This window comes from Actinomadura sp. KC345, from assembly GCF_004348515.1.
Classification (GTDB): Bacteria; Actinomycetota; Actinomycetes; order Streptosporangiales; family Streptosporangiaceae; genus Spirillospora.
Genome location: NZ_SMKH01000253.1, coordinates 1 through 11710 on the forward strand (window position 1 = coordinate 1; position 11710 = coordinate 11710).

Consider the following 11710-nt stretch of genomic DNA (forward strand, 5'->3'; position numbering starts at 1 on the left):
CGACCGGACCCGCTTCACCGACGCCCGCGCACTCAAGGCCTACGCAGGCAGCGCCCCAGTCACCCGCGCGAGCGGCAAGACCACCACCATCACCCACCGAAGAGTGAAGAACCAGCGACTGGCCGCCGCCGGCTACGTCTGGGCCTTCGCCGCCCTGACCGCCTCACCCGGCGCCCGAGCCCACTACGACCGCCGCCGCGAACGCGGCGACCGCCACACCGCCGCCCAACGCAACCTGTTCAACCGCATGCTCGGCTGCCTGCACCACTGCCTCCAACACCGGCAGCTCTACACCGAACACACCGCCTTCCCCACCCGCCTGGCCGCAGCCGCTTGACAACTTAACCGCGTGGGATGTCTCCATGGCCCGAACCGGCGCGTACCCGGGACCGCGGCACCGCCCCCTTTCAACGCGCGCCGTCGGAGGAGCCCATGACCGCCACCGTCACCGCGATGCCGCCGCGCCACCACAGACCGCGGCGACTTCGGACGAGACTTCCGTCCGCTGGCGTGCGCCTGTTGCTCGGAAGTCCCTGATCCACCGCCTCGTCCGGCCTGGGGCGGGCTGGTGCCCTGGACCGTCCGTCTGGTGGTGGCGCCCCATGCGGAGTATGCGTTCCGGGCTGAGCGGGGCTCGTTATGCCTGGGCGAGTGCGGCTTCGTCGGCGTCGGTGTCGGCGTCGGTCCAGGTGGCGTCGGCGGGCGGGTTGGCGAGATGCCAGCGCACCGACTCGGCGACGCGCTCGGCCGGGTCTCGCGGGGCCCAGCCGAGGACGGCCTGAGCACGGGCGGTCGAGAAGAGCAGATGCTGGGCCGGAGCGGCGGTCAGCGCCAGATCCGCGGGCAGCGCCCCGTCAGGGACCCGGACGAGTTCGGCGTCGGCCCCGGCGGCCTCGATGATCTGCTCGAACCATGTGGACAGCGGCCAGGTCTGGAGTTCGCCGAGGTTGAACGTCTTCCCGTCGGCCGCCCGGGTGTCGAGAGCGGACAGCACACCGGTGGCGAGGTCGTCGACGTGTCCGCGGGTCCACAGCAGGTTGGCCGCGCCGACCGGGACGCGGCGGCGTCCGGCGCGCAGCCGGCGCAGCACGGGCTCCTCGCGATGCTGCCAGTCGTGCGGGCCGTAGATCAGCGGCAGCCGCAGGACGGTGGCCCCGCGCGGGCGCCAGCGCTCTTCCACGTCGAGTTTCTCGTAATCGTCGGGCACGTGCGCGTACCCGGCGCCGCGGTGGGGGTAGCGCTCACGGCGCAGCTCGGCGTCCTCGGTCACGGGCACCGCCGCCTCGCAGCGCCCGCTGACCAGACCGGAGTAGGCCTGGTAGACGTCCTGGCTGGACAGCACCACAGCCGGAACCTCGGGCAGAACGGGCAGCACCGCCTCGACGTGGGCGGCGGTGAGCGCGCAGGTGTCCACTACCGCCTGCGGGGCGAACCTCCGCACCTCACCGGCGTGCTCGGCCAGATCAAGCCGGTCGGTCAGCAGCCGCCCCACCGGCACCGACGGGCCGGGGCCGCCGAGTCCCCGATGGACGACCAGCACCTCGTCGCCGCGCTCATGCAACCGCTCGACCACGCGGCGCCCCAAGAACCACGTCCCACCCAGCACGAGTACCCGCATCCGACGACGATCCCACAGCCTCCCCGCGGAGCACTGCCCAGAGTTGCCCGCGTCCGCAGGTGCAGAAGGACCATCCCCGCGCGGGGATGGTCCCTCGGACTGCCCGACCTGGTGAAGGCGCGCGAAGTGCTCCCCGCGCGCGGGGGGATGGTCCCTCCGGCCGGTGGTCCCATAGCCACTTTGGCATCTGCCCCGGGTAGGGGATCAGCTGGACCTCTTCTCGCGGGGCAGGTCTATCTCGATCGAAGTCGTGTACTTCAGCGCTCGTTGCCTCCGGGGACATAGAACGCGGTGGTGGCCTCGACCGCGGCCGCCACGTGATCCGGATCGCCGCCGGCGGCCAGGTGAGCTTCGCCCCATGCCACAGCGCTACGCCTGGCGAAATCGCGACCCGCGGGCGAGGTCTGGAACTCCGCGTGATCGAGGGCCTCGGCGTCGGCCATTCAGATCTGGCATTTCGCCGTCACGCGCGGTGTCGACGTCCATCGCCATCCGCTACGCACCATCGCGACTCATCGTCCAGCCGTTGTCTTGTGAGCCGACTCAGCGCGCGTGATGCCGGCCGGCGTCCGCACGGAACTGCGGCGGGCTCGTGGCCCCGGGAGGCCACCGGCTCGCGGTTGCTTCCTAAACGTTGCGGCGCAGCGTGAACCAGAAGGTCGGCACCGAGTTGGTGCCCGGTGTGACGTCGATCAGTTCCCAGCCGGGGAACCTGGCGCGGAGCTCGTCGGCTGTGACGCCCGCCGCCCACGACGTGACCTCGGGGAGCGGGTTGCCGAGCGGCTCCGGGCCGTACCCGAACATCAGCAACCGTGCTCCGGGAGCGGCGCGGTGGGTGAGCCCGGCGGCGTAGGCGTCGCGGCGGTGCGGCGGAACCCCGCAGAAGCAGCTCAGGTCGAAGAACAGGTCGAAGGGGCCCGGTACGTCCAGCTCGTCGAGGCGGGTCGCGTCTCCGTGGAGCAGCCGTACCGCCACTCCCTCCGCCGCAGCCTTCTCCTTGGCCTGGCCGACGGCTCGGTCGATGAGGTCGACGGCCGTCACTTCCCAGCCGTGCCGTGCGAGGTAGGTGGCGTTGGTCCCTGTGCCGCAGCCGAGTTCCAGGGCGCGGCCGGGTGGCCGCGCCCTGTCGCCCTCCACCAGGGCGACCAGCTCGGGCGGCGTCACGCCGGTGTCCCACGGTGGCTTGCCGGTGCGGTAGAAGCGCTCCAGCGCGCGGTGGACGGACTCCTCCTCAGGGTCTCGCTGCGTTGAGGCCAGGTCCGGTTCCGGCTTCCGGGTGGCGTGGGGCTGGTCCATCGTCTCCTCCAAGAATCTAGAGTTGAACTCTAGTGATGTACTCTAGAGCTATACTCGCAATATGGATGGAGTCAAGCGGCCGGACAAGCGAGCCGAGCGTTCGCTCCGCACCCGCGAAAAGATCGTCGAGGCGGCCCGCGAGCTGTTCGTCGCGCAGGGCTACGGGGCGACGAGCCTGCAGGAGATCGCGGACCGGGCGGGCGTGGCCGTTCAGACGGTCTACTTCGTCTTCGGCAACAAGCGCACCCTGTTCAAGGACGTCGTCGACTCGACCATCGCCGGTGACACCGAACCGGTGGCCACCATGGACCGGGAGTGGTTCCGCACCGCATGTGCCGCGCCCACCGCGGCCGACCAACTGCGCGAGCACGTCCGCGGCACCCGCGAGATCCTGGACCGGGTGGCCCCGATCATGCCGCTGATCGCGGCCGCCGCGGCCACCGATCCGCAGATCGCCGCGCAGTGGCCCGACGGCCCCGATCCGCGCTACACCGTGCAGCACGCCGCGGCTCAGACGCTGGTCGGCAAGCCCGGCGCCCGCTCGGACGTCTCCGTCGCGATGGCCGCCGACCTGCTGTTCGGGCTGCTCAGCCCGCAGCTGTACCTGCTCTTCGTCCAAGATCGCGGCTGGTTGCCGGACGAGTGGGAACAGTGGGCCTACGCCACTCTGACCGCCCAGCTCTGCACCGCCCCTGCGTCAAGCCCGGGTCGCCGGGACAGCCGCGGCCCGGACGACCACGCTCCAGAACCCCGTGATCCCTCGCCCGGCCCTGACGCCGCCAAGCCACCCGGCGCAGTGCCCCACACGCCGGACTGACTCCCCACCCGCTCGGTCCGGGTCCAAGACACCGCATGGCCCGGACACTGGTCGTCGGCTGCACGGCAGAACAACCCCGCACGGCAAGGCCTGGCACGGCTTCATTGACGACGAGCTCGACCGGATCGTCGAACTCGGCCCGCAGGACACCGGCATCCTGCACCGCCGCCTGTTCGTCGAGGCACTGGCGGACGCCACCGGCGCCGCTCTGGAAACCCCGGCGCCGCTGGAGGCTTCCCCGAGCGCCAACGAGCGGGACTACGACGCGGCGCTCGCCCAGATCAAGGACATCATCGTCCCGCGCAGCGAGGACCCTTCGTCGTCCTGCGCAGCAAGGGCCTGGCGCGCATCCTGAAGTACCTCCGCGAGAACGAGCGGCTCCCGGACGCCAAGAACCGCAGCGAACTCGACGACCTCTGGCTCCCGCCCGGCCGACGTCCCAACCGGCCGGGCCCACCTCGCCGAAGGACTGCGCGCAGGCACGGTGTCCATGCCGTCCGCACTCCTGATCCTCTACCGATGGTGCACCGCGAAACGCAGGTGGGCCTCCCCGCCATGGGCCGCCTAGCGACCGCCACCACGACGAGCTTGCAACTCGGATGATCAACGGTCGGTGGCTCAGGCTCAGCCCCAGTGTGTGAGCTCTGCGGTCGCCGCGAGGTCGGCGGTGACGCCGAGCAGGTTGCGCTGTACCGGTCCGTCGGATGTGGGCATCCAGGCGACGACGGTTTCGGTCCGGTCGTCGGCCAGGGGTACGAACACCACCCCGGTGCGCCGGACGCTGTTCGCCGAGAGGGCGAGCCGGGTCACGCCGACGCCGGCGGCGACGAGCCCGAGCAGGTTCGCCACCCCGGTGGCCCGCTGGACGACCCTGGGGGTGAAGCCGGCGGCGGCGAAATCCCGGTCGTACTTGTCGTGCCAGGGGGGCCACGACGCTCGCGGCGAGAGTACCCAGTCCTCCTCGGCCAGGTCGGCGAGGCGGAGTTCGGCGCGGTCGGCGAGGCGGTGCCCGGCCGGCAGGACGGCGCAGACCGGTTCGGTGGCGAGCGTCCGGGTGGCCAGGTCGGCGACGAGTGGCGGACGGGTGAACGCCGCGTCGAATCGCCCGTCGCGCAGCCCGGCGACCAGTTCGTCGATCTGCACATTGTGGGTGGTGAGTTCGAGGCCGGGGAGACGTTCCCGCAGGGCTTTGACCACAGGCGGCAGCATGTAGTTGGCGGTGGAGGTGAGGAACGCCAGGTCGAGACGGCCGGTCTCGCCGCGGCCCGCGCGTTGCGCGACGGCGACGGCGGCGTCGGCCCGAGCGAGAACGGCGCGGGCCTCCGGCAGGAACGCCCGTCCCGCTTCGGTGAGACGGGTCCCCCGGGTATCGCGGTCGAACAGGCGTACCTCGAGATCGCGTTCGAGCGCTGCGATCTGCTGCGACAGCGACTGCTGGGCGAGGTGGAGGTGCCGTGCGGCGCGACTGAAGCTCAGGTGTTCGGCGACGGCGACGAAGTACCGCAGATGACGCAGCTCCATGGTCACAGGATCTGACTGTAGCCGCCGGAAGAAGCGTGTGTTGGCCAGGCCGTGGCCGACCCGGCCAGGATGAGGCGACGGCACGCAGACGAACTGGACAGGGGTGCGGGCGACGATGACGGACACGGGTCGCGTGTGGTTGATCACCGGTTGCTCGGCGGGATTCGGCCGGGAGCTGGCGTTGGCGGCACTGGCGGCCGGCGACCGGGTGATGGCGACCGCGCGGCGGCCGGACCGGCTCGCCGATCTCGTCGCGGCCGGCGGGCGGCGGGTGCGGACCGCGCAGCTGGACGTCACGCAGGAGGAGCAGGTGAGCGCCGCCGTCGCACAGACTCTCGCCGAGTTCGGCCGGGTGGACGTGGTGGTCAACAACGCCGGCCACGGCAGCGTCGGCGCGGTCGAGGAACTGGACCTGGCGGACCTGCGGGCCCTGATGGACGTCATGTTCTTCGGAGCCGTCGCGGTGACCAAGGCCGTCCTGCCGCTCCTGCGCGCACAACGCCAAGGGGCGATCGTCCAGATCAGCTCGATGGGCGGCCAACTGAGCATGCCCGGATTCGGCGCGTACTGCGCGGCGAAGTTCGCGCTCGAAGGTGTGTCCGAGGCGCTGACGGCGGAGGTCGCGCCGTTCGGCGTCCGCGTGTTGATCGTGGAGCCCGGCTCCTTCCGCACCGAATTCGGCGGCCGGCGGATGCACCGGTCGCGAACCATCGAGGAGTACGCCGCCGCGACCGGTCCGACCCGTGCGGCGGTCGACGGCATGGACGGCACCCAGCCGGGCGACCCGCGCAAGGCGGCCCAGGCCATCATGCGAATCCTCGACAGCCCCGACCCGCCACTGCGGCTGGCGCTGGGCAATGACGCCGTCGACCACATCGCCGCCCACCACGAACTGCTCCGCGCCGACCTGACGCGGTGGGAGAAGCTCAGCCGCTCCACGGACCTGGACTGACGCCCCGTCACACCGGACACGGCCGAAACGCCGCGCTGTCTCCGAAATGGTTTCCTCCCGGGCAATGGTGAAGAGGCACGTCGTCTGTGCCATCGCGCCGGTACGGTCGGGGAGTGGTGACCGACGGCCTGGGCCGGGCCGACGATCCGTGGCGGCGGCGGTGGGCGTGGGACCGGCCGTTTCCGCCGCGTTGGCTACTGGTCGGACACACCGGCACACCGCAGTTTCCCGGTGAGGATGCCGTGGCGTTGTGTGCCGACATAGACGGGCTGTTCGTCGACCTGCCGCCACGGCCGCGGGAACGCCCCACCGGCCTCTTCCGTGAGCCCGCCGAGCCTCCGGTGCCGCACGTCACCCTGGTCGGCTGCCGTCCCGAGCCGCCGCTGGAGACCGCGATCGCCGCGGCGCACCAGGCGACGAAGGCCGGTCTGCGCCGCCGAAGGGTGTCCGCGGACGTGGGAGCCGTCGCCGCCGACGGCTCGGCGGTGGCTCTGGTCGCCGCCGCCGTGTCCGGCACGGTCCTGTCGAGCGTCCCGTCCACGCTCGGCTCCGGCCTGCTGGACGTCACCATCGCCGGTGACGCACGTGAACCGCGCCCGGCCGGGACCCGCGGCATTCTGGACCTGTGGTTCACCGGCCGGCCCACCCGGTACAACCTGTGGGCGCGCCATGACCGGACGCTGCGGCACGAGTGGGCCGGCGTGGCGCTGGCCCATCGCCGCCGCGAGGCTCCCGACCGGCCGGCAGGGACCGTCTTTCACCTCGACGGCCGCTTCGTCACCGACGTCGAGGGCTTCTACTGCGACATCGGTGAAGCGATCAACGGCCCAGGCGGCTACTTCGGCTGGAACCTCGACGCCCTGGACGACTGCCTCAGCGCGACATGGGGCGCTCAGGCGCCCTTCCGCCTGCTCTGGCACGACTCGGCGGTGGCCCGCCGGCACCTCGTCGCCGGCCACGACCGCCACCGCCGCGCACCGGCGGTCACACTCGACACCCTCGTGCAGGTTTTCACCGCCCACGGCGTCGACGTCGAACTACGCTGAGCGCCCCGCCCGCCGATCCACACGTCCAGGGCACCGCCAACGAACCGCCGTCCGCTCAGGCCACCGATCGAGCGGCCGGGGCTGGTCGAGTCACCGTGCGGTCTCGTTCGTCGTGGCCTCCGTGCCTCCTGCCGACAGCATGCGGATGAGCTGGTGGATGGTGGTTCGCGCTTGGTTCAGGCTCGCCGCGTCAAGGTCGGTGCCGGCGAGGAGTCGGCTACGGTGACGGCGTCCGGCGGCGTCCAGGCGTGCCAGGGTCTGTCCGCCCGAGTCACTGAGCCGGACCAGAGGAGCCCGCGCGTCATGGGGGTTGGCGGTCCCGACGACCAGCCCTGCGGCCTTGAGCTCGTTGACGACCCGTTGGACGCTCTGCCGGGTCAGCCCCAGCCGCCGGGCGGCGCCCGACACCGTCATCGGTCGTTCGCTCAGCACGCTGAGGACGTGCCAGCGGGCGGTCGACTGGCCCTCCTCGCGGGCGATGTCCTCGGCGGTGTGCCGCGACAGCCCGGCCAGTTGGTACACGTCGGCGATGAGCAGGCGGTAGGCCTCGACCGTTGCCGATGATCGCACGGAACCCATAGAATGACAGCATACTGTCAAAATACGGGAGCGGCGATGATCCTCCGACTCTGGCGGGGCTGGACGACCGCCGAACTGGCCGACAGCTACGACGAGGTCCTCGGCACCGACGTGGCACCGGGCATTCTGGCCAGGAATCTCGACGGCCTGCGCTCGTTCGATGTCTGGCGACGCCGCCCCGCCGAGCAGACCGGCGAGCACGAGTTCCTCACCGCGATGGTCTTCGATGACATGACCGCCATCGAACGGTTCGCCGGCGGGCCCACCCAGTCCTATGTACCGCCCCAGGCACGCGCCGTGCTCACCAGGTTCGACCTTCACTCCCAGCACTACGAGCTGCGACAGCGACACCGCTGACACATGGTGGTCCCCCGACGGCTGCCACTGCGGGTAGCCGTCAAGGGGTCCGCGTTCGCCGCTGAGCGGTGCCGACGCAACGACGGTTGACGTGGCTCGTCGTCACCGTCGCATCGGCTCGGGTAGATGCCGAGGGGGCGAGGCCGCTGCACTGATCGAACGGAGGATCTCGGCTGTTTGATCGAACTTGATCTGGGGCATTTTGACCGGACCGGTCCCAAACCGCCCAACGATGTGAGAGGTAATGGTGCCGTGCTCGCTGGCCCCGTTTCCGCACATGGTGATCGTCAGCGGAGCCATTGCGGGTCGCTGTCGAGCAGGTCCAGCGTGAGGGACGACCGGCGGGTCCTGCTCTCGGGCCCGCCGCGTGAAACTCGGGGCAATCTCCTGTCAACCGGATCCGGACGCTCGACACGATTCGAGCAGACCGCCTCCCAGACCCCCAGAGGGCGTCTCGTATGAATGCGCTTCCGCTGCTTTTGATCGGCCTCGCGATGTTCGCGGGCGGATACATCCTCTACTCGAAGTTCCTGGGCGACCGGGTCTACAAGCTCGACGCGTCCTTCAAGACGCCCGCGCACGAGCTGCAGGACGGCGTGGACTACGTCCCGACCAACAAGTTCGTGCTGTGGGGTCACCACTTCACCTCGGTCGCGGGCGCGGCGCCGATCGTCGGTCCCGCGGTCGCCGTGATCTGGGGCTGGCTGCCCGCGTTCCTGTGGGTCACGCTCGGCACGGTCTTCTTCGCGGGCATGCACGACCTGGGCGCCCTGTGGGCCTCGGCGCGCAACAAGGGCCGCTCGATGGGCACGCTCTCCGGCCGCTACATCGGCCGCCGGGGCGCGAACCTCTTCCTCGTCGTGATCTTTCTGCTGCTGCTGATGGTGATCGCAGCCTTCGCGGTGGTCATCAAGAACCTGCTGATCTCCACCCCCTCGGTGGTGATCCCCGCCTGGGGCGCGGTCGCGGTGGCGCTGCTGGTCGGCCAGGCGGTCTACCGCTACAAGATGAACCTCGTCCTGGTCACCGTGCTCGGCGTCACGGCGCTGTACGGCCTGATCCTCCTCGGTGACGCCGTCCCGGTGGAGCCGCCCGACCCGATCCTGGGCATGTCCCCGGCGACCTTCTGGATCGTGGCCCTCTTCCTCTACGCCGGCATAGCCTCGCTGCTGCCGGTGTGGGTGCTGCTCCAGCCGCGTGACTACATCAACGGCGTCCAGCTCTTCATCGGGCTCGGCATCCTGTTCGTCTCGGTGCTGCTGAGCGCCCCGGCGATCGTCGCCCCGGCCATCAACGACGCGGTGCCCGCGGGCACCCCGGACCTCATGCCCCTGCTCTTCGTCACCATCGCGTGCGGCGCGATCTCCGGCTTCCATGGCATGGTCTCCTCGGGCACGAGCTCGAAGCAGCTGGACAAGGAGACCGACGCACGCTTCGTCGGCTACTTCGGCGCGGTGGGCGAGGGCATGCTCGCGCTCGGCGCGATCATCGCCACCGTCGCGGGCTACCGCACCCTGGCCGAGTGGGAGGCCGTCTACAGCGCCTTCGGCGAGGCCGGCGTCGCGGCGTTCGTCACGGGCGGCGGCGAGATCGTCAACAGCGGCCTGGGCCTGTCGGCCTCGCTCAGCGCGACGGTCCTGGCCACGATGGCGGTCCTGTTCGCCGCCACCACCATGGACACCGCCGTGCGCCTGCTGCGCTTCGTCGTCCAGGAGGCCGGCGAGGTCGCCAAGGTGAAGATCAACAATGGCGTCGCCACCCTCGTCGTGCTCGTCATCGGTATGGGACTCACCTTCAGCCAGGGCGCCGAGGGCGCGGGCGGCCTCCGCATCTGGCCGCTGTTCGGCACCAGCAACCAGCTGCTGGCCGCCCTGACCCTGTCCATCATCGTGGTCATGCTGATCCGCAAGCGGCGCAACCCGCTGCCCGCGCTGGTGCCGCTCGTGCTCGTGTTCGTGATGTCGTTCTGGGCCGCACTCGCGCAGCTCGGCGACCTCTACGACGAGCGGGACTGGCTGCTGCTGGCCATCGACGTCATCATCATCGTCGCCGCCGTGTGGGTCGCCTTCGAGGCGGTCCTCGCGATGCGGCGGGCGTCCCAGGAACCGCCGGAGGCCCCGGACGCCGATGTGACGGAGAAAGCCGAGCTGAAGGGATGACATCCCGCTGGGCCTCGCTCCGGGCCGGGCTGGAGGAGTTCTACGCCGGCCCCTACCGGCGTACCTTCGCCCGTGCCCGGCGCGAGGAGGACGACCTCTTCCGGATGGTCGTCCTCGCCGAGGCACTGGGCGTGCCCGACCCGGCGGCGTACTACACCGCCGAGCTGATGCCCGCCCTCTACGAGGACTTCCACGCCTGGCACCGCCGGATTGGCATGGACCGCTCGCCGCTGGAGCACGTCGGGTGCTGCTAGACCTCATCACCTCGCGCAGGGTCGTCTTCGTGGGCGGCAAAGGCGGGGTCGGCAAGACGTCCATCGCCGCGGCGCTCGCCCTCGGCCGTGCCAGGGCGAGCGCCCGCGTGCTGCTGGTTTCCACCGATCCCGCCCACAGCCTCGGCCACCTCTGGGGCCGCCCCGTGGGCGACGAGCCCGTGCGCCTCGCCGGCCCCGGCGACCTCGCCCCCGGAACGGAGGGTCATGTCGACGGGCTGGAGATCGACCCGGAACGCACGGTGGAGCGGCACCTGTCCGCGGTCGCCGGGACGATGCGGCGACTGCTCCCCGAGCGGATGCACGCACCGGCGACCCGGCACCTGGAGCTGGCCCGGCAGGCGCCCGGCACCCACGAGTCGGCGGTGCTGGAGCGCATCGCCGAGGCGGTGGAGCTCGGGGAGGAGGCGTACGACCTGGTCGTCTTCGACACCGCCCCGTCCGGCCACACGCTGCGGCTGCTCGCGCTGCCCGAGCAGCTCACCACCTGGACCGAGACCCTGCTCGCCAACCGCGACCGGTCGGAGCGGTTCGGCGCCGCGGTGCGCGGTCTCGGCGGCGGCGAGGAGACCGACCGCGACGCCGAGCTGCGCCGGATCCTCGTACGCCGGCGCAATCGCTTCTCCCGGCTGCGCGAGGTGGTGACCGACCCGGCGCGGACCGGGTTCGTGGTCGTGCTGACCCCCGAGCTGCTCCCGATCGCCGAGACCATGGAGGTGTACGAGAAGCTCACCGGCCTCGGCATCGACGTGGCCGCCCTCGTCGCCAACCGCCGTTCCCCGGCGGACGCCGGTGAGCTGCTCGCCCGGCGCCGCGGGCAGGAGGACGAGCACCTCGTCCGGCTGCGGCGGCAGATCCCGGACATACCTGTGCTCGACGTGCCGCTGCTGCCAGGGGACCTGGTCGGCACAGAGGCACTCGCCGCACTCGCCGACCGGCTCGGGCCCTGACTTCGGCGGCTCCGGTCGCGTCAAGCGATGCCCGACGCATCGATAGCGTGGCCCCGTCCGAGCCCGTGCTCCGGCATCCGTGCGCGGAAAGGCGGAGGCGTCCCTGGCCTACTTTGGCCGGGGTGGGGGCGGCGGGTCCCGGG

Annotated in this window: 14 protein-coding genes; 9 read left to right on the forward strand and 5 right to left on the reverse strand. The window is 71.2% G+C overall.

Features of this window, described 5'->3' with window-relative positions:
• A partial coding sequence (locus E1281_RS30540) for a transposase (RefSeq protein ID WP_165959179.1) occupies positions 1-337 on the forward strand: 337 nt, incomplete at its 5' end.
• A gap of 300 nt (positions 338-637) precedes the next feature.
• Here E1281_RS30540 and E1281_RS30545 read toward each other — a convergent pair.
• From E1281_RS30545 to E1281_RS30555, 3 genes are all read right to left on the reverse strand, one after another.
• Positions 638-1618 carry an NAD-dependent epimerase/dehydratase family protein gene (locus E1281_RS30545; protein ID WP_131883187.1) on the reverse strand — a complete coding sequence of 327 codons (981 nt, stop codon included), beginning with the start codon at positions 1616-1618 and terminating at the stop codon, positions 638-640.
• Positions 1619-1875: 257 nt separating this feature from the next.
• Positions 1876-2061 (reverse strand): hypothetical protein, encoded by a 186-nt coding sequence (locus E1281_RS30550; RefSeq protein WP_207943573.1) that lies wholly within the window; start codon positions 2059-2061, stop codon positions 1876-1878.
• A gap of 184 nt (positions 2062-2245) precedes the next feature.
• Positions 2246-2914: a class I SAM-dependent methyltransferase gene (locus tag E1281_RS30555; RefSeq protein ID WP_131883188.1), complete on the reverse strand. Its 669-nt coding sequence runs from the start codon at positions 2912-2914 to the stop codon at positions 2246-2248.
• Positions 2915-2975: 61 nt separating this feature from the next.
• Here E1281_RS30555 and E1281_RS30560 point away from each other — a divergent pair, with 61 nt between their 5' ends.
• Positions 2976-3731, forward strand: coding sequence for a TetR/AcrR family transcriptional regulator (locus tag E1281_RS30560; protein WP_131883189.1), 756 nt, complete (start codon positions 2976-2978; stop codon positions 3729-3731).
• Complete coding sequence (locus tag E1281_RS30565) at positions 3667-4086, forward strand: hypothetical protein (RefSeq protein ID WP_131883190.1); 420 nt, start codon at positions 3667-3669, stop codon at positions 4084-4086. The genes E1281_RS30560 and E1281_RS30565 overlap by 65 nt, the downstream gene beginning before the upstream one ends.
• A 269-nt stretch (positions 4087-4355) precedes the next feature.
• Here E1281_RS30565 and E1281_RS30570 read toward each other — a convergent pair whose 3' ends face one another.
• Complete coding sequence (locus tag E1281_RS30570) at positions 4356-5252, reverse strand: LysR family transcriptional regulator (RefSeq protein ID WP_243717598.1); 897 nt, start codon at positions 5250-5252, stop codon at positions 4356-4358.
• Between the two features lie 115 nt (positions 5253-5367).
• Between E1281_RS30570 and E1281_RS30575 the strand changes: the two genes are divergently transcribed.
• Entirely contained in the window at positions 5368-6204 is an 837-nt protein-coding gene (locus E1281_RS30575) for an oxidoreductase (protein ID WP_131883192.1), read from the forward strand.
• Between the two features lie 248 nt (positions 6205-6452).
• The gene (locus tag E1281_RS30580) at positions 6453-7250 is read left to right on the forward strand and encodes a barstar family protein (RefSeq protein WP_207943574.1); all 798 of its coding nucleotides are present in this window, start codon (positions 6453-6455) and stop codon (positions 7248-7250) included.
• A 90-nt stretch (positions 7251-7340) separates the two neighbouring features.
• On the opposite strand, the gene E1281_RS30585 is transcribed toward E1281_RS30580, so the two are convergent.
• Complete coding sequence (locus tag E1281_RS30585) at positions 7341-7820, reverse strand: MarR family transcriptional regulator (protein WP_207943575.1); 480 nt, start codon at positions 7818-7820, stop codon at positions 7341-7343.
• A gap of 45 nt (positions 7821-7865) precedes the next feature.
• On the opposite strand from E1281_RS30585, the gene E1281_RS30590 reads away from it, so the two are divergent.
• The 4 genes from E1281_RS30590 to E1281_RS30605 all read left to right on the forward strand — a co-directional run bounded on the left by E1281_RS30590 (position 7866) and on the right by E1281_RS30605 (position 11567).
• Entirely contained in the window at positions 7866-8186 is a 321-nt protein-coding gene (locus tag E1281_RS30590; RefSeq protein ID WP_131883194.1) for an antibiotic biosynthesis monooxygenase, read from the forward strand.
• Between the two features lie 458 nt (positions 8187-8644).
• The gene (locus tag E1281_RS30595) at positions 8645-10345 is read left to right on the forward strand and encodes a carbon starvation protein A (RefSeq protein ID WP_131883195.1); all 1701 of its coding nucleotides are present in this window, start codon (positions 8645-8647) and stop codon (positions 10343-10345) included.
• A complete protein-coding gene (locus tag E1281_RS30600; RefSeq protein ID WP_131883196.1) occupies positions 10342-10599 on the forward strand; it encodes a cory-CC-star protein in 258 nt (85 codons plus the stop codon). Before E1281_RS30595 ends, E1281_RS30600 begins: the two co-directional genes overlap by 4 nt.
• Entirely contained in the window at positions 10590-11567 is a 978-nt protein-coding gene (locus E1281_RS30605; protein WP_131883197.1) for an ArsA family ATPase, read from the forward strand. The genes E1281_RS30600 and E1281_RS30605 overlap by 10 nt, the downstream gene beginning before the upstream one ends.
• Positions 11568-11710: the final 143 nt, after the last annotated feature.

Bases quoted from the DNA above. Each gene is read 5' to 3' on its own strand.
- E1281_RS30545 (WP_131883187.1), bottom strand. From the start codon at position 1,618: ATGCGGGTACTCGTGCTGGGTGGGACGTGGTTCTTGGGGCGCCGCGTG.
- E1281_RS30550 (WP_207943573.1), bottom strand. From the start codon at position 2,061: ATGGCCGACGCCGAGGCCCTCGATCACGCGGAGTTCCAGACCTCGCCC.
- E1281_RS30555 (WP_131883188.1), bottom strand. From the start codon at position 2,914: ATGGACCAGCCCCACGCCACCCGGAAGCCGGAACCGGACCTGGCCTCA.
- E1281_RS30560 (WP_131883189.1), top strand. From the start codon at position 2,976: ATGGATGGAGTCAAGCGGCCGGACAAGCGAGCCGAGCGTTCGCTCCGC.
- E1281_RS30570 (WP_243717598.1), bottom strand. From the start codon at position 5,252: ATGGAGCTGCGTCATCTGCGGTACTTCGTCGCCGTCGCCGAACACCTG.
- E1281_RS30575 (WP_131883192.1), top strand. From the start codon at position 5,368: ATGACGGACACGGGTCGCGTGTGGTTGATCACCGGTTGCTCGGCGGGA.
- E1281_RS30590 (WP_131883194.1), top strand. From the start codon at position 7,866: ATGATCCTCCGACTCTGGCGGGGCTGGACGACCGCCGAACTGGCCGAC.
- E1281_RS30595 (WP_131883195.1), top strand. From the start codon at position 8,645: ATGAATGCGCTTCCGCTGCTTTTGATCGGCCTCGCGATGTTCGCGGGC.
- E1281_RS30600 (WP_131883196.1), top strand. From the start codon at position 10,342: ATGACATCCCGCTGGGCCTCGCTCCGGGCCGGGCTGGAGGAGTTCTAC.